Source organism: Streptomyces sp. Ag82_O1-12 (genome assembly GCF_900182715.1).
Lineage (GTDB): Bacteria > Actinomycetota > Actinomycetes > Streptomycetales > Streptomycetaceae > Streptomyces > Streptomyces massasporeus.
Genome location: NZ_FXUW01000001.1, coordinates 1,708,006 through 1,728,210, shown reverse-complemented (window position 1 = coordinate 1,728,210; position 20,205 = coordinate 1,708,006). Strand labels below are relative to the sequence as shown.

Annotated in this window: 19 protein-coding genes and 1 pseudogene; 6 read left to right on the top strand and 14 right to left on the bottom strand. The window is 72.0% G+C overall.

All coding sequences use genetic code 11. From position 1 onward, the window contains the following. Nucleotides 1-3: 3 nt before the first annotated feature. Together QOL88_RS07995 and QOL88_RS07990 are read left to right on the top strand one after the other, a co-directional pair. Nucleotides 4-264: pseudogene (locus tag QOL88_RS07995) on the top strand (MarR family winged helix-turn-helix transcriptional regulator); the annotation flags it as partial. Between the two features lie 172 nt (nt 265-436). Then, nucleotides 437-1,297 (top strand): esterase/lipase family protein, encoded by an 861-nt coding sequence (locus tag QOL88_RS07990; RefSeq protein WP_097215756.1) that lies wholly within the window; start codon nt 437-439, stop codon nt 1,295-1,297. Nucleotides 1,298-1,405: 108 nt separating this feature from the next. Here the strand turns inward: QOL88_RS07990 and QOL88_RS07985 are convergent, their stop codons facing one another. Beyond that, complete coding sequence (locus QOL88_RS07985; protein ID WP_097215755.1) at nt 1,406-2,407, bottom strand: lytic polysaccharide monooxygenase auxiliary activity family 9 protein; 1,002 nt, start codon at nt 2,405-2,407, stop codon at nt 1,406-1,408. A 178-nt stretch (nt 2,408-2,585) separates the two neighbouring features. Here QOL88_RS07985 and QOL88_RS07980 point away from each other — a divergent pair, with 178 nt between their 5' ends. Then, the gene (locus tag QOL88_RS07980; protein WP_097215754.1) at nt 2,586-3,035 is read left to right on the top strand and encodes a GNAT family N-acetyltransferase; all 450 of its coding nucleotides are present in this window, start codon (nt 2,586-2,588) and stop codon (nt 3,033-3,035) included. Nucleotides 3,036-3,065: 30 nt separating this feature from the next. On the opposite strand, the gene QOL88_RS07975 is transcribed toward QOL88_RS07980, so the two are convergent. Beyond that, nucleotides 3,066-3,200: a hypothetical protein gene (locus QOL88_RS07975; protein WP_097215753.1), complete on the bottom strand. Its 135-nt coding sequence runs from the start codon at nt 3,198-3,200 to the stop codon at nt 3,066-3,068. Nucleotides 3,201-3,339: 139 nt separating this feature from the next. Here QOL88_RS07975 and QOL88_RS07970 point away from each other — a divergent pair, with 139 nt between their 5' ends. Further along, the gene (locus QOL88_RS07970; RefSeq protein WP_097215752.1) at nt 3,340-3,972 is read left to right on the top strand and encodes a class I SAM-dependent methyltransferase; all 633 of its coding nucleotides are present in this window, start codon (nt 3,340-3,342) and stop codon (nt 3,970-3,972) included. On the opposite strand, the gene QOL88_RS07965 is transcribed toward QOL88_RS07970, so the two are convergent. Continuing rightward, the gene (locus QOL88_RS07965; protein WP_097215751.1) at nt 3,931-4,431 is read right to left on the bottom strand and encodes a ribonuclease FAU-1 family protein; all 501 of its coding nucleotides are present in this window, start codon (nt 4,429-4,431) and stop codon (nt 3,931-3,933) included. The two genes, QOL88_RS07970 and QOL88_RS07965, sit on opposite strands and share 42 nt — an antisense overlap. Continuing rightward, nucleotides 4,412-5,341, bottom strand: coding sequence for a GNAT family N-acetyltransferase (locus QOL88_RS07960; protein WP_097215750.1), 930 nt, complete (start codon nt 5,339-5,341; stop codon nt 4,412-4,414). The genes QOL88_RS07965 and QOL88_RS07960 overlap by 20 nt, the downstream gene beginning before the upstream one ends. A 71-nt stretch (nt 5,342-5,412) precedes the next feature. Between QOL88_RS07960 and QOL88_RS07955 the strand changes: the two genes are divergently transcribed. Continuing rightward, nucleotides 5,413-5,781: a GntR family transcriptional regulator gene (locus tag QOL88_RS07955; RefSeq protein WP_179878797.1), complete on the top strand. Its 369-nt coding sequence runs from the start codon at nt 5,413-5,415 to the stop codon at nt 5,779-5,781. Nucleotides 5,782-5,955: 174 nt separating this feature from the next. Here the strand turns inward: QOL88_RS07955 and QOL88_RS07950 are convergent, their stop codons facing one another. The 6 genes from QOL88_RS07950 to QOL88_RS07925 form a co-directional block, all read right to left on the bottom strand. Further along, nucleotides 5,956-6,729: a DUF72 domain-containing protein gene (locus QOL88_RS07950; protein WP_097215748.1), complete on the bottom strand. Its 774-nt coding sequence runs from the start codon at nt 6,727-6,729 to the stop codon at nt 5,956-5,958. 33 nt (nt 6,730-6,762) lie between these two features. Then, the gene (locus QOL88_RS07945; protein WP_097222907.1) at nt 6,763-7,857 is read right to left on the bottom strand and encodes a DUF5925 domain-containing protein; all 1,095 of its coding nucleotides are present in this window, start codon (nt 7,855-7,857) and stop codon (nt 6,763-6,765) included. Nucleotides 7,858-7,932: 75 nt separating this feature from the next. Then, on the bottom strand, nt 7,933-8,733 hold the full coding sequence (locus QOL88_RS07940) for a polysaccharide deacetylase family protein (RefSeq protein ID WP_179878796.1): 801 nt from the start codon (nt 8,731-8,733) through the stop codon (nt 7,933-7,935). Beyond that, nucleotides 8,730-9,767: a glycosyltransferase family 2 protein gene (locus tag QOL88_RS07935; RefSeq protein WP_097215747.1), complete on the bottom strand. Its 1,038-nt coding sequence runs from the start codon at nt 9,765-9,767 to the stop codon at nt 8,730-8,732. The genes QOL88_RS07940 and QOL88_RS07935 overlap by 4 nt, the downstream gene beginning before the upstream one ends. Next, nucleotides 9,764-10,585, bottom strand: a complete 822-nt coding sequence (locus tag QOL88_RS07930; RefSeq protein WP_097215746.1) for a glycosyltransferase family 2 protein — start codon at nt 10,583-10,585, stop codon at nt 9,764-9,766. The genes QOL88_RS07935 and QOL88_RS07930 overlap by 4 nt, the downstream gene beginning before the upstream one ends. A 480-nt stretch (nt 10,586-11,065) precedes the next feature. After that, a complete protein-coding gene (locus tag QOL88_RS07925; RefSeq protein ID WP_097215745.1) occupies nt 11,066-12,271 on the bottom strand; it encodes a S8 family peptidase in 1,206 nt (401 codons plus the stop codon). Nucleotides 12,272-12,607: 336 nt separating this feature from the next. Between QOL88_RS07925 and QOL88_RS07920 the strand changes: the two genes are divergently transcribed. Then, nucleotides 12,608-13,414 carry an SGNH/GDSL hydrolase family protein gene (locus QOL88_RS07920; protein WP_097215744.1) on the top strand — a complete coding sequence of 269 codons (807 nt, stop codon included), beginning with the start codon at nt 12,608-12,610 and terminating at the stop codon, nt 13,412-13,414. A gap of 4 nt (nt 13,415-13,418) precedes the next feature. Here QOL88_RS07920 and QOL88_RS07915 read toward each other — a convergent pair whose 3' ends face one another. The 4 genes from QOL88_RS07915 to QOL88_RS07900 form a co-directional block, all read right to left on the bottom strand. Beyond that, nucleotides 13,419-15,062: a serine/threonine-protein kinase gene (locus QOL88_RS07915; protein WP_257027622.1), complete on the bottom strand. Its 1,644-nt coding sequence runs from the start codon at nt 15,060-15,062 to the stop codon at nt 13,419-13,421. Nucleotides 15,063-15,176: 114 nt separating this feature from the next. Then, entirely contained in the window at nt 15,177-16,787 is a 1,611-nt protein-coding gene (locus QOL88_RS07910) for a HoxN/HupN/NixA family nickel/cobalt transporter (RefSeq protein WP_097215743.1), read from the bottom strand. Then, nucleotides 16,784-18,436, bottom strand: a complete 1,653-nt coding sequence (locus QOL88_RS07905; RefSeq protein ID WP_097215742.1) for a tetratricopeptide repeat protein — start codon at nt 18,434-18,436, stop codon at nt 16,784-16,786. The genes QOL88_RS07910 and QOL88_RS07905 overlap by 4 nt, the downstream gene beginning before the upstream one ends. Before the next feature lie 108 nt (nt 18,437-18,544). Then, nucleotides 18,545-20,077: a DUF4331 domain-containing protein gene (locus QOL88_RS07900; RefSeq protein WP_097215741.1), complete on the bottom strand. Its 1,533-nt coding sequence runs from the start codon at nt 20,075-20,077 to the stop codon at nt 18,545-18,547. Nucleotides 20,078-20,205: the final 128 nt, after the last annotated feature.

The following is a 20,205-nucleotide window of genomic DNA, read 5'->3' as shown; positions in this document are numbered from 1 at the left end:
AGGGTGACGAAGCAGGCCGCGAGCCAGCTCGTCGACGAGATGGTGCGCAAGGGGTACGCCGAGCGGCGGCCGCACCCCGAGGACGCGCGGGCGCGGCTGGTCGTGCTGACCGAGCGGGGGTGGGCCTGCACGCGGGCCGCGGAGGAGGCGGCCGCGGAAGCCGTGCGGGAGTGGGGAGACCTGCTGGGGGAGCGGGAAGTGCGCTCGCTGGCTCGGCAGTTGCTGCGCATCGCGCCGCACGGGCCCATCCGGCCCGCCTGGTGAGGGCGTGTCGGCTGGAGCCTCACGCGCAGGTTACCGCCGCAAGTTTTTACTGACGCGTAACTTCCCAGTTTGACTACTCGCCCGTAACTTGACGAGTGAACAGCATCCTCGTGATCCGGATCACAGGGCCCCGTGCCGTCGCATCCCCCTTGAGCCGCAAGGAGATCACCCGATGCTGCCCTGGAAGCGAGTGCTCAGACCCCTGTCCGCGCTGCTGCTGACCGCCGCCGCCGTCACCGTTCCCGCCACCACCGCCGAGGCCGCCGGCGCCCCGAGTTCCGGCTGGAACGACTACTCCTGCAAGCCGTCCGCCGCCCACCCCCGCCCCGTCGTCCTCGTCCACGGCACCCTCGGGAACTCCGTCGACAACTGGCTGGGCCTCGCCCCCTACCTGAAGGTCCGCGGCTACTGCGTCTTCTCCCTCGACTACGGCCAGTTGGAGGGCGTCCCCTTCTTCCACGGCCTCGGACCCGCCGAGAAGTCCGCCGGGCAGCTGAAGGACTTCGTCGACCAGGTGCTCGCCGCGACCGGAGCCGCCGAGACCGACGTCGTCGGGCACTCGCAGGGCGGCATGATGCCCCGCTACTACCTGAAGTTCCTCGGCGGAGCCGCCAAGGTGAACGCCCTGGTCGGCATCGCCCCCAGCAACCACGGCACCGACCTGAACGGATTCACCAAACTGCTGCCCTACTTCCCGGGCGCGGCGGACCTGCTGTCGAAGAACACCCCCGCCCTCGCCGACCAGGTCACCGGCTCCGCCTTCCTCACCAAGCTCAACACGGGAGGCGACACCGTGCCCGGCGTGCGGTACACCGTCATCGCCACCCAGTACGACGAGGTGGTCACGCCGTGGCGCAGCCAGTACCTGAACGGGCCGGACGTGCGCAACGTCCTGCTCCAGGACCTGTGCTCCGTCGACCTGTCCGAGCACGTGGCCGTCGGGCTGCTGGACCGGGTCGTCTTCCACGAGGTGGCCAACGCCCTCGATCCGGGGCGTGCCACGCCCACCACCTGCCTTTCGGCCTTCGAATGACACGTGTCACCCGTTGACGTGTCGCCCGTTGACACGTGCCAGGGAAACGTTTCGGGGCCTGCCCGGCCTGAGCCGCCGGACAGGCCCCGGGTCGTGGGGCGGTGGGGGTCAGCGGCCCTGGCGGCCGCCGCTCACCGTCCGGCGCCTGGGCGAGAGGAACAGCGCCGAGGCGCCGAGTGCCAGCGCCGCCGCGCCGCCGATCGCGACGTACGGGGTGGTGCTGTCACCGCCGGTCTCGGCGAGGTTCTCCGTGGCACCGGCCGCCTCGGGCCGGTTGGGCGCGGGTGCGGCGGCCTTCGGCCGGTTCGGGGTGCTCTCCTTCGGAGCCGCGGCCGGCTCCGCCGAGGTGCTGGGGTCGTCGTCGCCGTGCCCGTGGTGCTCGACGGTCGATTTGGCGTTGCCGTCCTCGATCTGCTTCTCGCTGGGAGCGGAGGCGGACGGGGCCGGAGCGGCGCCGCCTGCCGCACCGCCATCGCCGCCGAAGCTGACGTCCGAGCAGGAGTAGAACGCCTCCGGGCTGTCCGACCGCTGCCAGACCGCGTACAGCAGGTGCTTGCCGGAGCGCTGGGGCAGGGTGCCGGAGAAGGTGTAGAAACCGCCGGCGGCGGCCGGGTCGGTGGACGTCGCGACCGGCTTCGCGAGATCCAGGTCCTTCCAGGCGAGCGGCTTGGCCGGGTTGTAGCCGGGCTTGGTGATGTAGACCTTGAAGGTGCCTTTGTGAGGGGCCGTCACGCGGTACCTGAAGGTGTGCGAGCCGCTGTGGACGCCGGTCGCGGGCCAGTCGGCGCGGGGGAGGTCGAGCCCCTTGAACTCCGCGTTGTTCGCGCTGCAGAGCTTGCCGTCCGGTATGAGCTGCTGGTGCCGACCGCCCGCGTCGCCGATGCGGATGCCGTTCCAGTCGTAGAGGGCCTGGGTGCCGGCCGCCGCGACCGCCGCCTTGCACGCGGCCGACTTCGGGCTCTCGGGACCCTCCGCGTAGCACTGCGAGACCCGGCTGACCGGGTCGCCCATCGAACCGTGCGCGGCGGCCGGGGCGGCGGTCAGCGCGGTCAGGGCGAGCGGGAGGCTGCCGAGGGCTGCGACGGTGGCCACCTGGCGACGTGCGGGCATACGGGAACTCCTCGAACGGTTCGTGGGACAGGTCCGGCTGGGTGGACCGGATCCCGTGGGGTGATCCGAAGCTAGCCCGTGAGAACCGCGAAATCGCCTGCTGAGGGCGGGTGGAGGAGATCCTTATGGCCCGCTTAAGGGGGTGTTCGGACTGGCATCAGGTAGGTACCGTCGCGGCATGGCAGACGAGGACATCCGGCCGGCCGGGGCTGCCGACGTACCGGTCGTCGCGGACGTGATCGACGCGGCCTTCCGCCCCTACATCGCGCGCATCGGGCGGGTGCCGCAGCCCATGGAGGAGGACCACGCGGCGAACGTGGCCGCGGGCAAGGTGTTCGTGACGGGCGATCCCGTGACCGGGCTCGTCGTGGTCGAGGCGTTCGCGGACCATCTCTTCCTCGACATCATCGCCGTCCACCCCTCCGCGCACGGCAGGGGAGTGGGGCGGCGGCTGCTGCGGTTCGTGGACGCACACGCGCGTGCGCGCGGGCTTCCCGAGGTGAGGCTCCACACGAACGCGTTGATGTGGGAGAACCAGAAGATCTATCCGAGATACGGCTACGAACTGGTGGAACGCCGCGTGGAAGGGCCCTACGACCGCGTCCACTACCGCAAGCGGCTGCTCTGAGGCGTGCGTCTCATGATCGGTACCGGCCCTTCAGGCGTCCGGCCACCAGGTGCGTGCGATGTCCTTGCGGACCTCCGGGCGCCCCGCGGGGCACTCGTCGGCCTCTTCGCGGACCCGGCGGACATCCGTCTTCTTCAGGGGCTTCTGCACGGTCACACGGCGCATGGCTGCCTCCTTAAGGGTCTACCGGGTTCCGCGTTCTCACGGAGGTAGACCTTTCGGGGGAGGGTTACTCATCGTTCCTGGTCTGTCAGTGGCGGCAGTCACGATTCGAGTGTCAGTGGCGGGTGTCACTCTTGGGCCCATGACGAACGTGGACTGGGACGCCGAGGCCGCCTCCTTCGACGAGGAACCGGACCACGGCCTGCGTGACCCCGAGGTGCGCCGCGCCTGGGCCGGGCGGTTGCGCGGCTGGCTGCCCGGAAGGGCGGGAGACGTCCTCGATCTCGGCTGCGGCACCGGCAGCCTGTCACTCCTCGCGTCCGAGCAGGGGCACCGGGTGACGGGCGTGGACCTCTCCCCGGCCATGGTGGCGCTCGCCCGGGAGAAGCTCGCCGGTCGCGACGCGGTGTTCCTCGTGGGGGACGCCGCGTCACCGCCGGTCGGGGAGCAGCGCTTCGACACCGTGCTCGTCCGCCACGTCCTGTGGGCCCTGCCCGACCCCGGCCGCGCCCTGAGGTACTGGCGCGGGCTGCTGCGGCCGGGCGGGCGGCTCGTGCTGGTCGAGGGCGTGTGGGGCGGCATCGAGCCGGTCGGCATACCCGCCGAGCGGCTCACCGCACTGCTCGACCCGATCGCCGGACCGGTGCGTGTGGAGCGGCTCTCGGACGACCCGCTGCTGTGGGGCGGGGAGGTGACGGACGAGCGGTACGCGGTGGTCGCCGAGATCCTCCCGTCAGGCCAGGAGCGCGGTGAAACCGCCGCCCCGGGCCAGTGACTCCAGTTCGTCGAGCGCGGCCAGGGCGGCCCGCGCCGCCTCCGGATCCGACGCGCCGAGGCCGCTCTCGGCGAACTCGTCCTCGTCCAAGCGCCGTACGTCCGTGCCGTCCGCGGAGCGCCACAGGTCCAGGTCGAGATCCTCCACGACCAGCTCCGGACCGGAGCGCCGCGCGGGGCGGGTGATGTCGCAGTACCAGCCCTTCAGCGCGCCCGCGGCGGAGCGGACCTCCTTCACCGCGTACCAGCGGTCGCGCCAGTAGTACTCCGTGAAGACGTCCCCGGGCTCGAAGCGGACGAACCCGAAGTCGCGGACGCCGGACCCCGCCCAGGGGGCGCGGACCGCCACGCGCGTCCCGTCGTCCGCCAGCAGCTCACCGGTGTAACGGATCTTCGTACGGCCCGCCTTGACGAGCACGACCTCCAGCCGCGCGGGCAGATCAGCCGAGTTCACGGACATAGCGCACTTCCTTAGCACAGATCTCGTAGCCGAACCACTTGTTGATGGCGATCATCGGCTCGTTGCCGGTGTCGTTGCCGGTGAACGCCTCCGTGCATCCCGCCGCGCGGGCGCGGTGCAGGGAGTCGTTCTTGGCGAGCTTCGCCAGGCCCCGGCCGCGGAACTCACGGGCGGTGCCGGTCATGGCCGTGGCATAGCGGGACGCGCCGTCGGTGTACGCCACGCTGAACGCGGCGGGCCGGCCGTCGACGACCGCGACCGTGGTCAGATCGCGGTTCAGGAGCGGGTGCTTCCAGTGCTCCTCGACCCAGGCCTCGTAGTCGGTGAACTCGACGTCGATGTCGCTCGGTTCGTCCGACGACGTCGCCGCGTCCAGTTCGAACATCGGGCGCGGGTCGTCCGCGAAGTCGGCGGCCGTGCGCAGCTCGACGCCGGAGGGGACGTCAGCTCGGGGCGGCAGCGTGCCCGTCGCCAGGTCCAGGCGCAGGAACCAGGCGGAACGGCTGGCCCGGAAGCCGTGCCGCTCGGCGAAGGCGCGGTTGTCCGGCTCGTCCAGCACCCAGGCGAACAGCTTCGTGACGCCCAGGCGCCCCAGGCGCTCCTCCGCGGTGCGCAGCAGGAGCGCACCGGCGCCGCGGTTCCTGCGGTCGGGGCGCACATAGATGTTGGCCGAGCCCCGGCCCGGTTCGGGGCTGTCGTGGGCGACGCTGACCTGGGCGGTACCGATGATCTCGCCGTCCTCCTCGGCGACGAGCTGCCCGAAGTGGGCGTCCGGGTGGGCGTGCGTCAGGGTGTGCACCACGGACTCGGCCGTGGAGAGCATGTACGGCAGGGCGAGGCGCCGGGTGTCGGAGAACCCCTCGGCATCGGCTCGGACGTCGGGGCGCAGGTCGCGCACGATCACGGTCATGGAGGCGCACGCTACGCGGGGAGCCGACCGGGGTGCCTCTCATTTTCCGCCGGGTGCGCGACAATCGGCCTGTGACCTTGAAGATCGACATCGACGACAGTGCCCCGCCCTACGAGCAGGTGCGGGCGCGGATCTCCGAGCAGGCGCGCTCAGGTGCGCTGCCGGTGGGCTACCGCCTGCCGACCGTGCGAGGGCTGGCCGAGTCGCTGGGCCTCGCCGCGAACACGGTCGCCAAGGCGTACCGGGCGCTGGAGGCGGACGGGGTGATCGAGACGCGGGGCCGCAACGGCACGTTCGTGGCCGCCGCCGGCTCGGCGGCGGACCGCGAACTGGCCTCGGCCGCCCAGGCCTATGCGGAGCGCGGCCGGAGGCTCGGGTTCACGGAGGCCGATGCGCTGGCGGCGGTACGCGATGCCCTGCGGGCGGCTTACGGGGAGTAGGGCGTCGGGCTTGCTGCTCGGGTTCGGTTGTCGTCCGGGTGCGGGCCGGTGGGGCTTGTTCGCGCAGTTCCCCGCGCCCCTAGAGGGCGTCGCCCTAGGGGCGCGGGGAACTGCGCGACCGGCCACAACGGCGCCGCAGTCGGCGTACGGCCTTCCGCGGCGGAGAAGATCGGTTCAGCCGGCCCGCGTCAGACGGCCCGGCGTCCGCGTGATGTCCAGCCCCGCAGACCTCCCCGCCCGTGCGAACGCCATCGCGTCCTCCACCGCCGCGCCGCCCGGGTCGTTGTTGAAGTACGCGTGGACGTCCTCGCCGCCGGACCACGTCGTGGCGATGCGGTCGAGCCAGGTGGCCAGCGAGCGGCGGCCGTAGCGGGGCCAGGGTCGGGCGCGGCCCTGGTGGAAGCGGACGTAGCCCCAGTCGGTGGTGCGCCACAGGGGGGTCGCGGGGCGGGCCAGGATGTCGGCCCAGCACAGGGCGGCGCGCCGGGACTCCAGGACGCGGCGGACCTCCGGTGTCCACCAGGAGTCGTGGCGCGGCTCGACCGCGACCCGCGTCGAGGCCGGGAAGCAGGCCAGGCACGCGTCCAGCAGGCCCGGGTCGGCGCGCAGGGTGGGCGGCAGCTGGAGCAGCACCGGGCCGAGCCGGTCGCCGAGACCCGCCGCGTGGCTCATCAGGCGGTGCACCGGCTCCTCCGGGTCCTTGAGCCGCTTGATGTGGGTCAGATAGCGGCTCGCCTTGACCGCGACGACGAAGTCCCCGGGCACCCGCCCCCGCCAGTCCTCGAACGTCTCGCGCGCGGGCAGCCGGTAGAAGGCGTTGTTGATCTCGACGGTGGCGAAGTGCCGCGTGTACTCCTCCAGCCAGAGCCGCATCGGCAGCCCGGACGGGTACAGGACGTCCCGCCAGTCCTTGTACTGCCACCCGGACGTGCCGACGAACAGGGTCATACACCCATCAAAACACCGGTGGGCGTGGACCTCCTACAGATACAGGCCCGCGTCGACGCCCCCGCGCGGCTCCGGCAGGGACGTCGGGGACGTGCCCCGGCGCAGCGCGTACAGCTCCGCCAGCGTCGCGCCCTCACGGCCGACGCCGTCCTCCTGGCCCAGCCAGTTCACCGCCTCGGAGCGGGTCAGCGGACCGACCTCGATCCGGGCGAGGCAGCGGCCGGGGCGGACCACGGCCGGGTGCAGACGCTCCAGGTCCTCGTTGGTCGTGACGCCGACCAGGACGTTGCGGCCCTGGCCGAGCAGGCCGTCCGTCAGGTTCAGCAGCCTCGACAGGGCCTGGCCCGCCGTGTGCTTGGCCTCGCCGCGGATCAGTTCGTCGCAGTCCTCCAGGAGCAGCAGCCGCCAGCGGCCCTTGCCCGTCGCGTCCTCCTCGCCGATGGCGATGTCCATGAGGTAGCCGACGTCGGAGAAGAGCCGCTCGGGGTCCAGGACGCAGTCCACCTGGCACCAGTCGCGCCAGGACCGGGCCAGCGTCCGCAGCGCCGAGGTCTTGCCGGTGCCCGGCGGGCCGTGCAGCAGCAGGAGCCGGCCCGCGATGTCCTCGGGGGTCGTCTTCATCAGACGGTCCATGGCGTCCGCCACCGGCGCGGTGTAGTTGGGCCGGACCTCGTCCCAGGTGCCGGCCGCGATCTGGCGGGTGGTGCGGTGCGGGCCGCGGCGCGGGGAGACGTACCAGAAGCCCATCGTGACGTTCTCCGGCTGCGGTTCGGGCTCGTCCGCCGCGCCGTCCGTGGCCTGGTCGAGGATCTTCTTCGCGAGGTCCTCGCCGGTCGCCGTCACCGTGACGTCGGCGCCCCGGTTCCAGCGGGAGACCAGCAGCGTCCAGCCGTCGCCCTCGGCGAGCGTCGCGCTGCGGTCGTCGTCCCGGGCGACGCGCAGCACCCGGGCGCCGGGCGGCATCAGCGTCGCACCGGACCGCACGCGGTCGATGTTCACCGCGTGGGAGTACGGCTGCTCGCCCGTCGCGAAGCGGCCGAGGAACAGCGCGTCGACGACGTCGGACGGGGAGTCGGAGTCGTCGACGTTGAGCCGGATCGGCAGCGCCTCGTGCGGGTTTCCAGACATGCCCGCCATGATCCGGCACGGGGACGCCGCGTGCACCCGGTTTCCAGGTGCACGCGGCATGTCGCCCCGCGCAGGTCAGCCCACGGAGCGGGAGACCAGCCGACGAGCCTGCCGAACCCTGCGGACGACGGCGTACCCCTTGGTCAGGGCACGGTCCCCGGCGAACGTACGGGCGATCGCGCGGCCCTCGACGACCCGCTCGAACTCCTCGATCTCCGTGCCGCGGCGCACCGTCACCCGCCGCAGCGCGTACGGCCCCTGCGCACGCCGCGCGAGGCCGTTGCCCACGGCGAGGGCCTGGGCGTAGCCCGTCTCGCGCACCGCCTGCCGGACCCGGCGGCTGGAGTAGCCGTAGGGGTAGGCGAACGAGGTGGGGACGGTGCCCAGTTGGTCCGAGACGATCTCCTTGCAGTGGATCAGCTCGAACCGCAGGGTGGCGTCGGAGACCTGGTCGAGCTGCGGGTGGCTGTGGCTGTGCCCGCCGATCTCGACGCCCGCCGCCGCGAGTTCGCGCACCTGGTCCCAGTCCAGCATGGTGTCCAGGCCGCCCCCGGTGTCGTACGGCCCCCTCAGCCACCCGGTCGAGACGAACAGGGTGGCCGGGAAGCCGTGCTTGGCGAGCGCGGGAAGGGCGTGCCGGTGCACGCCCTCGTAGCCGTCGTCGAAGGTGATGAGGACGGGCCGCTCGGGCAGCGCGCGACCGGAGCGCCAATACGCCGCCAGTTCGGCCGTGGTGACCGGCGTGAGGCCCCGGTCGGCGAGCACCGCCATCTGCTCGGCGAACGCCTCCGGGGGCACCGACAGGGCGCGGGTCGCCTCGTTCGGGTCGGTCGCCACCGCGTGGTACATGAGGATCGGGACGCGGACGTCACTCACGGACTCGCCCCTTCCCTCGCCGCTCCCTCGACCGGCACACGCGGGCCCGCCGCCTCCACCTTCGGCACCGAGAACGTGGTCCCGCCCCGGCGCGCCCGGACGCTGCCGACGACGTAACCGCCCGCCGCCGTCAGCACCCCGGCCACGATCGCCCCCGCCCGGCCCGCACCGCCCGGCCGGGCCAGCAGGGCGTCCCGCAGCCCCCGGGCCACCCCGGCCGGCAGGACCCGGGTGGCGTACCGGCGCTCCGACTCCAAGCCCTTCTCGGCGCCGACGCTGCGGGCCACCAGGGCCTTGGACAGGCCCTCGGCGTAGGTGCGGGTGCGGAAGTAGCGGAAGTGCTCTCGGATCTCGGGCACCCGGTGGTGAATCACCGCCCGGTCGTCGATCAGCAGCACCGCGTCGGGCCGGGCCCGGCTGAGGCGGATGCACAGTTCCGTCTCCTCGCAGCCCAGCGGGCGTTTGTCGCCGTCCCGGCCGATGCCGGTGGCGAAGCCCCCCGCCGCGTCGAAGGCGCTGCGGCGGAACGAGGCGTTGCCGCCGAGCACGTTGCGCACCCGCACCCGGCCGCGCGGCAGGCCCCGGTACGTGCAGCCCACCACCCAGTCGAACTCCTCCGGGAACCAGTCCGGCCGCCGCCCCGACGCCCAGACCGGCACCGTGCGCCCGCCCACCGCCATCACCCGCTCGTCGGTGTACGCCTCGGCGAAGTGCCGCAGCCAGTCGCGCTCGGCCACGGCGTCGTCGTCGAGGAAGGCCACGATCTCGCCGCGGGCCGCGGCGATGCCGGTGTTGCGGCCGGCGGACAGGCCGCGGGGGCCCGCGTTGGCGAGCACCCGCACCACGGCGCCGTCGGAGGACTCCTTGTACTCCTTGGCCAGCCGCTCCCGGAGCGTGTCGTTGTGATCGACGACCAGCAGCGTCTCCAGGGCCGGCCGCGACTGCGCGTGGACCGAGGAGACCGCGGCGAGGATGTCCTCCCAGCGGTCCTCGGTGTACGCGCAGATCACGACGGAGATGCCGGGACCGCTCAAGACACCTCTCCCCGCATCGCGTCCAGCATCGGCGACTGGGGCGAACGGCGGCGCAGCGCACGGCGGTTGGAGCGCTCCTGAAGGATCACCCGGAGCACGCGCAGTCCGTCCCGCACGGCCCGCAGATTGCTGACGCCGTGGATGCGGAGGTACTCGTGGCTCGGGATCTCCTGCACCTTCAGCCCGGCCTTGACGACGCGGATGTTCATCAGGGTCTCGACCTCGAAGCCGGTGCAGTCGAGGTCGATCTTGTCGAGGCAGTGCCGCCAGAACGCGTTGTAGCCGTAGCAGAGGTCGGTGTAGCGGGCGCCGAACTTGCGGTTGACGACCGTGCACAGCGCCCAGTTGCCGAGCTTGCGGATGAAGGTCATGTCGTCGGTGCCGCCGCCGTTGGCGAAGCGGGAGCCCTTGGCGAAGTCCGCGCCGGAGACCAGGGCGGAGACGTACGAGAGGATCTCGCCGCCGTCGGCCGAGCCGTCCGCGTCGATCATCACGATGATGTCGCCGGTGCAGGCCTGGAACCCGGTGATCAGGGCGTCGCCCTTGCCCTTGCCGCGCTGCTCGACGACCTTGACCTCGGGCCACAGCTCGCGGGCGACCTTGATGGTGTCGTCGGTGGAGTTGCCGTCGACCAGGACCACTTCGTGTATCCAGTCGGGCAGGGACTTGAAGACGTACGGAAGGTTCTCCGCCTCGTTCATGGCCGGGATGACCACGCTCACCGGCGGCGCGATGGCCAGGTGCGAGGAGACGGGCCGGTACTTCCCGGCGACCGGCGGATGCTGCTCCGCGGCGGCCGGCTGCAGAACTGAGCTCATGGGTCTGGTCCCTCTCGTCCGGTGGACCGCCCCCCCAGGGCAGTCCGGATCCAATCCGGTTCGAAAGGGGGGTTCTCACTCGAGGCACGCCGACATGGAACTTCGGGCACGCCGGGTGAGCTGGCAAAGCTGGCCGGACGCGAAAAACGGCAGCCGACCGCGCGGCACGGCCCGGTCACCAAATGCGGTCACCGAGCACGGCACCCCCCTACCGCGCCCCGCGCCGGTTCGTCGCGGTCCTTGAGCCCTCCCCTAGAGCCGCGTACTGACGGACCGATGCGGGTGAGATGTATGACGGTATTGACGATTGAACCCGTATGGCAAGACCTGGAACGGCCGCTCACGTTTTTGTTGGTTTGGGCGTTGCGTCAGACGCCTTGTGCGACGCAAGTTGCACGTTCCCGTCCCATAAACATGCGTTCCCCGGAGGCGATCAGGGCCTCCGGGGAACACGTGTTCAGGTGCCGGTGCTGACGTCGGTCACTGCACGATCTGCAGCAGCCGGTTCGGCGAGCCGGAACCCGCGCTGGTGACCTTGCCGGTGACGGCGCCGTTCACCAGGGCCGTGGCGACCTGGGCCGGGGTGGACGAGGTGTGACCGGCCAGGTAGACCGCCGCCGCGCCCGCGACGTGCGGGGTCGCCATCGAGGTGCCGGAGATGGTGTTGGTCGCGGTGTCGCTGGTGTTCCAGCCGGCCGTGATGGAGGAGCCGGGCGCGAAGATGTCCAGGGCGGAGCCGTAGTTGGAGTAGCTCGCCTTGGCGTCGGTGCTGGTGGTGGCGCCGACCGTGATGGCCTCGGCGACCCGGGCGGGGGAGGACGAGGAGGCGGTGGTGCTGCTGTTGCCCGCGGCGACGGCGTACGTGACACCGCTGGCTATGGAGTTGCGGACGGCCGTGTCCAGGGTGGCGGAGGCGCCGCCGCCGAGCGACATGTTGGCGACCGAGGGGCCGGAGTGGTTCTGCGTGACCCAGTCGATGCCCGCGATCACACCGGCCGTGGTGCCGGAGCCGCTGTTGTCCAGCACCCGCACCCCCACGATCTTCGCCTTCTTGGCGACGCCGTAGGTCGTGCCCGCGATCGTGGTGGCCACATGGGTGCCGTGGCCGTTGCCGTCGGAGGCGTTGTTGTCGCCGTCGACCGCGTCGTAGCCGTGTGAGGCACGGCCGCTGATCTGCTGGTGGGTGATGCGCACACCAGTGTCGATCACATAGACCGTCACACCGCTGCCCGCGCTGTCCGGGTAGGTGTAGGTGCCGGACAGCGGGAGCGAGGCCTGGTCGACGCGGTCCAGGCCCCAGGGGGCGTTCGTCTGGGTGGCGGCGAGCGTGACGCGCTGGTTCTGCTCGACGGAGGCCACGGCCGGATCGGCGGCGAGCTGCCTGGCCTCGGCGGCGGAGAGGGTGGCGGAGTAGCCGTTCAGTGCCTTGCCGAACGTCTTGTCGACCGAGCCGCCGTACTCCTTCACCAGGCCCTTGCCCGCGGCCGAGGACGCCTTGACACCCGCGCTCTTCTTGAGCGTGACGAGGTAGCTGTCCTTGATCGCGGTCGGGGAGTCCGCGGCGAGCACCCGGCCCTCGGCGGGTGCGGCCTGGGCGGGAAGCGTGGTGAGCCCGCCCACGAGGGCGGCGGTCGCCAGCGAGGTGAGTGCGGCGGCCCCGAGTCTCTTGCTGCGCAGTTGTGCCATTCGAGGGAGTCCTCCTCTGGGCGGCGCGCGCCTGGGTGGGGCGCGCGTCGTGTGGGGGATGTGCGCGTGCTCGCGCACACGGGCCGGGGAGCGTCGCGTTCCGCTCCCGGCCGGAGTAAAGCGTCGGCCAACTACCGGCGTAGAACAAGAGAGTTGAGCACCCGTCAACATATTTGTCATGTCCGCGCAACAAGGGAGGTGGGTGCGTAACACAACCCGCCGTGAACAGGCCACGTGGAGCCGGGAAGGGCCGAAAAGGCTTGGCATGGACACTTCCTGTCAACACGCGTAGCTGCTACGACGGTTATGGCAGAGATCCTGCTAAAGGGAGGTTCCATGAGACGTTCCCGACTTGTCGTCCTCGTGAGCTCGCTCCTCCTCGCCGTCGGCACCGCCCTCACCGGGGCAGCGACGGCGCAGGCGTCCTCACTCGCCGCAACTGGCGGCTATGTGGCGCTCGGTGACTCCTATTCCTCGGGAGTCGGAGCCGGCAGCTACATCAGTTCCAGCGGCGACTGCAAGCGCAGCACCAAGGCCTACCCCTACCTCTGGGCCGCCGCCCACTCACCCTCGACCTTCGACTTCACCGCCTGCTCGGGCGCCCGAACGGGTGATGTTCTGGCGAATCAGCTCACCCCGCTCAGCGCCTCCACCGCCCTCGTCTCGATCAGCGTCGGCGGCAACGACGCCGGATTCGCCGACGTCATGACGACCTGCGTGACCCAGTCCGACAGCTCCTGCGTCTCCCGCATCGACACCGCCCGCGCGTACGTCGACTCCACGCTGCCCGGCAAGCTCGACGGCGTGTACTCGGCCATCCGCTCCAAGGCCCCCGCCGCCCGGGTCGTCGTCCTCGGCTACCCCCGCTTCTACCAGCTCGGCGCCACCTGCCTCGGTCTGTCCGAGACCAAGCGCAAGGCCATCAACGACGCCTCCGACCACCTCAACACCGCCCTCGCCAAGCGCGCCGCGAACCACGGCTTCGCCTTCGGCGACGTACGCACCACCTTCACCGGCCACGAGATCTGCTCCGGCGATTCCTGGCTGCACAGCGTCAGCTGGCTGAACATCGGCGAGTCGTACCACCCGAAGGCGCCCGGCCAGTCGGGCGGCTATCTGCCCGTGCTCAACAGCAACGACTGACCGCTCACCCGGAGTCCGAACCCGAGTCCGTATTCGACTCCGGATCCGAGCCCGAGTCCGGGTCCGTGCCGGAGGGAGAAGGGGAGGCCCCGCCCGTCGGGGTCTCCGTCTCGCACGCCACCGAGAACGGCACCGACTCGGACGTCGTCCGCACCGGCTCGCGCACCTCCACGCTGATCTCGTTCTCGAACGTCCCGCTCTCCGCCTCGGTCGTCACCCGCACCCTGTCCCGCTTCGAACGGCCGCCGCCCTCCGCGAACGACAGCGTCTTCCAGCCCCCGTCGAGGACCTGGCCGTCCTGGGTCACCCAGCGGTAGCTCACCTCGGCCGGCAACCGGCCCACCGTGAGGGTCGCCGTGAACTCGGGCGCCCGGGCGTTCGGCGGCGGACACGGGCCCGAGTAGTCCGTGCGCCGGCCCTGCACGGCGACCCGCACCGACTGCTGCGGCGCACTGCTCTCCTTCGACTCGCTCGGGGTCGGCGACGGGCTGGACTTCTCCTTCCCGGTGCTGCGCGGCGGGCTCTTGGTCGCCGTGGGCGTACCGTCCCCGGCGCCCTGGTCGTTGCCGTCGGAGCCGTCCCCGTTGTTCAGCAGCGCGTACGTCAGCCCGCCCACCGCGAGCGCCAGCGCGATCACACCCGCGACCAGCACCCGCCCGGTCCTGCGCTCTCCGTCCCGGTCGGCGGCCGTCGTGGGCGCGGTCGACCCGGACGCCGCCGGACGGCCCGGGAACGGCATCGGGGGCGTGGGAGCGGGCTCGGGGTGGCCCGCGACCGTCGGCGGGAACGGAACCGCCCGTGTGGTGTCCGCACGAGGCGAACCCCCTGCGGCGACGACCCGCAGATCCTCCTCGGCCCGCTCGGGTGGCAGTCGCTGCTCCGGATCCTTGCGCAGCAGCCCCTCGATCACCGGGGCGAGCGGCCCGGCCCGGTACGGCGGCGGCAACTCCTCGTCGACGATCGCCCGCAGCGTGCTCAGCGGGGTGTCGTGACGGAAGGGGGAGTGGCCCTCGACCGCCGCGTACAGCAGCACCCCGAGCGACCACAGGTCCGACTCCGGTCCCGGCGTGCGGCCCAGCGCCCGCTCCGGGGCGAGGAACTCGGGCGAGCCGATGACCTCTCCGGTCATGGTCAGCGCCGAGCTGCCCTCGACCATGGCGATGCCGAAGTCGGTGAGCACGATCCGGCCGTCGTTCGAGATCAGCACGTTGGCCGGCTTCACGTCGCGGTGCAGCACCCCGGCCTCGTGCGCGGACCGCAGCGCGGCCAGCACCTCGGCGCCGATGTGCGCGGCGCGCTGCGGTGCCATCGGGCCCTCGGCGTCGAGGACCTCGGCCAGGGAGAGGCCACGGACCAGTTCCATGACGATCCACGGCCGGCCGTCGTCCGTGGCCACGTCGTACACGGTCACCACGTTGCGGTTGGCGACCCGGGCCGCCGCCCACGCCTCCCGCTCCAGTCGCGCGTACATCCGCTGCACGTCGTCGCCCGCCAGGCCGGACGGGGCGCGCACCTCCTTGACGGCGACCTCGCGGTGCAGCACCTCGTCGCGGGCGCGCCACACCGTTCCCATGCCACCCTCGCCCAGCGGTGCCAGGAGCCGGTAGCGGCCCGCGATCACACGCTCATGGCCCGGTTCTTCGAACACGGCGCCCCCATTCGCAGCCGGGCGAAATCTCCATGGGGTGTGTCTTCCCCCTGAGGTCGGTTTTCCTCACGACGTCCGCTTTTCTCCTGACGCCCGATGTCTCACGAACGTAATTCAGCCGAGTGCGGATGCCGCCCCCTTGAACACCAGTCCGGCGCCGAGAACCACCACGGCGAAGGCCGAACCGAGCGGTGCGGTGCGGCGCACCAGGGCCGCCATCGGGCCTCCCGTCCAGCGGGGGCGCCGGTCCAGGAGCCGGGTCATGCCGCTGCCCGCCTTGACGACGGCGTACCCGGCGGCCGTGAGGGTGAGCGCCAGCCCGACGCCGTACGCGAGAACGAGGAGCAGACCGAACCAGGCCTGCCCGAGGGCGGCGGCGCCGACCAGCACCACCACGGCGGACGGGCTGGGCACGAGACCGCCCGCGAAGCCCATGAGGATCGTGCCGCGCAGGGTGGGGGCGATGGCGTGGCTGTGGGTGGAACCGCCGTGGGTGTGCTCGACCGTGTGGGGGTGGGAGTGGGAGTGGCTGTGATCGTGCGGGTGGTCGTGGCTGTGCTTGCGGTCGTGGTCCTGCTTGCCGTGATGGTCGTGGTCGTGGTCGTGGGTGTGGCCGTCGTGGTCGTGGGTGTGGCTTCCGTGGTCGTGAGGGCGGCCGTGCTGATGACCGTGCGGGTGGTGGGTGTGCGCGCGGTTGCGCAGGGCGCGGCGGACCAGGCTCGCGCCCGCCAGCGTCACCAGGAGGCCGCTGGCGACGCCGAGCCAGGCGATCACCGAGGGCGCCGCGGCCGAGCCGGCCGTGACCAGCAGGCCCAGGGCGACCACGCCCAGGGTGTGCGTGATGGTCACCGAGGCGGCCATGGGCAGGACGTCCTTCATCCTCGCCCGGCCACCCCGGGCCGCCGCCGTCGCGGCCATGATGGTCTTGCCGTGGCCCGGGGCGAGCGCGTGCATCGCACCCAGGACGACGGCGATGAGCAGCGCCAGCGCGGCGAAGCCGGCGGTGAGGTCCTGCCGGGCCACCAGGTCGTCCAGGGCACGCGTCCAGCGGTCCGCGCCGCGCGGGAGCACGGAGGCCGCGGGAGCGTCCGGCTCCTCCTCGGCCAGGGCGACGCCGCCGGGGCGCACCCGCAGGGCGGCCGACGCGGTGTCGGCGGGGGAGGACAGCAACTCCTCCGGGTAGCCGGTCAGTTCGTCCGATATCGACTTCTCCGGCACGTCCGAGGCGGCGAGCGTCATACGGTCGCCCCGTGCCGTGATCTCCCGCCAGCCCGGGCCGGTCGAGGCACCCGCGCCGCGGAAGCCGAGGGACAGGGTCCTCTCGTCCGACGGGAGCGGCGCGGTCAGCTCGCACTCCACCCGGAGGGTGTCGAGCCCCGCCTGCCCGGGCCGCACGCGCGCGTGGCTGCGCTCGGCGGTGAGGGCGACCGCGCGTCCGTCGACGGTCGCGCGGCTGTCCTCGGCGGCCGTGGCGCACCGCTCGCGCGCCCACATGGCGATGCCCAGCCGTTCGATGTCCGGCCCCGCCTGGGTCGCCGGGATCTCGGCGAGGTCCTCGACGTGATGGACCCGCAGCTCGCCGGGGGCCGCGACCAGGCCGTCGTAGCGGTTGACGGTGAAGTTGCCCAGCGGGTGGGCGCTCGCCGTGGCGGCGGGCAGCAGGGTGAGCGCGCAGGCGGCCGTGAGGACGGCGGCGCCGGACGCGAACAGCCGGCGCAGGGTCACCGGTTCCCCTCCAGGTCCTTGAGAGCGGTACGGGCCTCACGCGCGCCGAGGGGCGAGAAGCCGGGGTTCAGGTCCAGCGCGGCCTTCAGGTGCGTGCGGGCCTCGCGCTTGTCGCCGGCGTCGCGCTCGATGACGCCGCGGTGGTAGAGGAAGACGGCGTTGCGGTAGCCCGTGGCGGTCGCCCGGCGGGCGTACGGCAGGGCCTCCTCGTCCTGGCCGTTGACGTGCAGGGCCCAGGCGAGGGCGTCGGCGGTGTGCACGCTGTGGCGGCGGTCCCACTCGGCGCGGGCGGCGCGCAGTGCTTCCTTCTCGTCGCCGTGGTCGGCGGCGGCCAGGGCCGTCTCGAGGTCGGTGTTGGCGCCGCCGGCGCGGGCGAGGGCCGTCCAGGCGTCGACGAGGGCGTACTGGTCGCCGGCCTTCGCACGGTCGCCGTCGGCGCCGCGGTCCTCGTACAGCTCGCCGAGGGCGACGAGCGGGCCGGGGAGCGGGAACCGGGCGACGACCTGCTCCAGCCCCCGCACGGCGGCCGTCCGGTCCCCGCTCGCGGCCTGGGCGCGGGCGCGGCCCTCCAGGGCGGGCAGGTACGCGTCGTCGGCGGCGAGGGCACGGGCGTAGTGGTCGAGGGCCGTCTTGTACTCGCCCTGATTCCAGGCGAGTTGGCCGAGGGCGGTGGCGACGTAGGCGACGTCTGCGGGCGCGTGCGCCGAGCTCAGGGCGCGCTCCAGCACCTCACGCGCCGTGCGGACGTCGCCGCGCAGCTCGCGCACGTACGCGTACCGCGTGAAGACGGGGATCCCGGGGCGCCTGTCGTCGGCGGTGTCGGCGGCCTTCGCGGCGTCGTCGTACCGGCCGAGTTCGACGAGGGCGTCGATCCGGGTGCACAGGGCGCGTTCGTTGTAGGGGTTCTGCTTCAGGGCCCGGTCGGCGTGGGCCAGGGCGCCGGGGAAGTCGTGCCGGGCGGCGGCGAGGGCGGCCTGCCCCGCCAGGGCCTGGTCGTTGCCGGGCTCCAGTCCGAGGGATCGCTTCAGAGCACGCTGCGCCTGCGGGTACCGGGAGGGGTCGCCCTTCGTGCGGGCCTGCTCGACGTAGGCGACCCCGAGGGTGGCCCAACTGCCGAAGTCCTTGGGCTGGGCCCGGAGATGCTGCTGCAAGGAGGCGATCCCCGCGTCGAGATCCCCCCGGGCGAGATCGCCCGGCGACAACGCCCCGGCCGCCGAGACGGCGTCGACCCCGGCCCCGCGGTCCTGCCCACCCCCGACCGCGATGGCCCCACCGGTCACCGCGACCGCCAGCAGCACGGCGCACCCCGTCAGACGCAGAGCCCGCCACCGCCGCCCTCCTGCGGCGGCCCGCCGCACCGCAGCGATCCGCTGACCGGAGTCCACCTCGGCCTTGTCCCCTTTCTCTACTTTCTCTTCCTTGCTCTCGGCCTCGACGTCGGCCTTGCTCTCGGCCTCGACGTCGGCCTTGCTCTCGGCCTCGACGTCGGCCTTGCTCTCGGCCGCGATGTCGGCCTTGCTCTCGGCCTCGCCTCCGCCGGCCGGAGGAGGGGTGTGCGCGTCGTCACCGGCGCAGGGCTCCGGGGCCGTCGACGGCGCGCGGTCGTCGTCGGGCCTCTCCGGTGTGCTGTCGGTCGTACGCGCAGGCATGACCTCTCCTCGATCGGATGTGCTGGTGGGTGAGTGGAATCGGCGGCGCGGCCCGCGCCGTGGGGGGACGGGGAAACGGGCCGCGCCAGTTCGTGAGTGCGGAGCGGGTCAGTAGGCCCGGTTCCGCATGCGGCGCCACCACATCAGGGCCGCGCCGATCAGGACGATGCCGCCCGCCCCGGCCCCGGCGGAGGCGGCCATCAGGCGCATGTCGTCCGAGCCCTCCGCACCGGCCGGCTGGAGCGCGTCGCCCAGCTGGCTGCGGACGTCGTTGCCGCCGTCCACGCCCTTGGCGAGCGGGCCGCGCGAACCCTCGGTCGGCAGGGCCACGTACGGGAAGGACTTCTCGAACTTCTTGTCGTTCTTGTCGACCGCGTCACCGAGGTCGTTCTTCGCGCCCAGCAGTTCGCCCTCGACGACCTGGAGCGAGGCGTCGATCACGTCGTCGGTGAGGCGACGGCCGTTCGGGAAGCCCGCGTTGTCACCGTCCAGGACGCCCAGCCGCTTGGGCTCGGCGGCCGGCTCGATGGACGTGTTGAGGCGCAGCTGCTCCGACGGCGTCACGTGCGGCGGCTGGTTGAGGTCCTTGACGCCCTTGAGGAAGACGTCGACCAGGTCGTTGCGCGGCTCGGCGGGGGCCGGGATCTTGTAGATCGCCTCGATGAGCTTGGGCAGCTCCGGGTTGGTGACGTTCTCCAGGAACTCGGCGTCGTCCCGCGGCGTGGACGCGTTGAACTTGTCCTTGTCCTTCAGCGGGTTGACGACCTCGTTCACCAGCGGGTTGCCCAGGCGCGACACCTGGGAGAAGTAACCCTTGGCGTTCTTGCGCTGGGTCGTCGACCAGACGCCGACGACCGGCTGCTCGTGCGACTCGGTGATGAAGCTGTTGGGCACCTGGAGGGCGATCGAGTTGACGTTGTAGCCCTTGAGGGTGTCGTTGCCGACCTCGGAGAGGTTCCCGCCGTACAGCAGGTCGAAGACGCGCAGATCCAGGAAGAACGGGTCGTCGGCCTGCCCGGCGAACGTCTGGGCGCCCCCGGCGAGTTTGTGGACCGCCTGTTTGCGCAGGGTGTCGTAGTCCGGCATCGACGCCTTGCCCACGTTCGACGGCGCCACCGGCACGTCGTCGGCGACCTTGGTCTTCGACACGGCCTTGAGGTGCTTCAGCTTGATCAGCTCGAGGTCGTACGTCTGCGTGATGTTGAGGTCGGGGTCGTCGAGGCTCTCGACCGGGCCCGTGTTGTACAGGAACGTCTTCTCGTTCTTCGTATGAGTCTTGAACGTGTACCGGAAGAGCAGGTCTTCCTGCGCGTCCCCGTTGCTGTCGATGCGCAGGTCGTACTGGGCGTCCTCCGCGAACGGGAAGAAGTTGGGCCCGCCGGCCGGTTCCTCGAACGGGATCCAGTTCGCGACGATGGTCGTCGTGTCCGGCTTGTCCGGGCTGACGAACGCGTACACATCGGTGTTGTCGTACTGCGGGGTCCCCGAGATCAGCGGGGCCTCGCGGTGGCTGGAGGCGGAGGCCGCCTCAGGTTCCAGCGCGGTCACACCGGCGGCTGCGAGCCCGCCGGCGGCCAGCGCGCCACAGATCACGGTCGCGATGCTCGCGCGTCCCGCACCGGTCCTGGAGATAGGTGTCATGCCGTCCGTCCTCCGTGCCAACTTGCCTGACACACGCCATTCGGAGCGGTCGGCAGAGCGGATTGGTCGAATCTCAAACGTTCTTACGGCGAGTGGATGAAGTTGTTTCATCGCCGGGCGACCCGCGT

Coding starts and splice junctions, on each gene's coding strand:
- QOL88_RS07990 (WP_097215756.1), top strand. CDS start 437: ATGCTGCCCTGGAAGCGAGTGCTCAGACCCCTGTCCGCGCTGCTGCTG.
- QOL88_RS07985 (WP_097215755.1), bottom strand. CDS start 2,407: ATGCCCGCACGTCGCCAGGTGGCCACCGTCGCAGCCCTCGGCAGCCTC.
- QOL88_RS07980 (WP_097215754.1), top strand. CDS start 2,586: ATGGCAGACGAGGACATCCGGCCGGCCGGGGCTGCCGACGTACCGGTC.
- QOL88_RS07975 (WP_097215753.1), bottom strand. CDS start 3,200: ATGCGCCGTGTGACCGTGCAGAAGCCCCTGAAGAAGACGGATGTCCGC.
- QOL88_RS07970 (WP_097215752.1), top strand. CDS start 3,340: ATGACGAACGTGGACTGGGACGCCGAGGCCGCCTCCTTCGACGAGGAA.
- QOL88_RS07965 (WP_097215751.1), bottom strand. CDS start 4,431: ATGTCCGTGAACTCGGCTGATCTGCCCGCGCGGCTGGAGGTCGTGCTC.
- QOL88_RS07960 (WP_097215750.1), bottom strand. CDS start 5,341: ATGACCGTGATCGTGCGCGACCTGCGCCCCGACGTCCGAGCCGATGCC.
- QOL88_RS07950 (WP_097215748.1), bottom strand. CDS start 6,729: ATGACCCTGTTCGTCGGCACGTCCGGGTGGCAGTACAAGGACTGGCGG.
- QOL88_RS07945 (WP_097222907.1), bottom strand. CDS start 7,857: ATGTCTGGAAACCCGCACGAGGCGCTGCCGATCCGGCTCAACGTCGAC.
- QOL88_RS07930 (WP_097215746.1), bottom strand. CDS start 10,585: ATGAGCTCAGTTCTGCAGCCGGCCGCCGCGGAGCAGCATCCGCCGGTC.
- QOL88_RS07925 (WP_097215745.1), bottom strand. CDS start 12,271: ATGGCACAACTGCGCAGCAAGAGACTCGGGGCCGCCGCACTCACCTCG.
- QOL88_RS07920 (WP_097215744.1), top strand. CDS start 12,608: ATGAGACGTTCCCGACTTGTCGTCCTCGTGAGCTCGCTCCTCCTCGCC.
- QOL88_RS07905 (WP_097215742.1), bottom strand. CDS start 18,436: ATGCCTGCGCGTACGACCGACAGCACACCGGAGAGGCCCGACGACGAC.
- QOL88_RS07900 (WP_097215741.1), bottom strand. CDS start 20,077: ATGACACCTATCTCCAGGACCGGTGCGGGACGCGCGAGCATCGCGACC.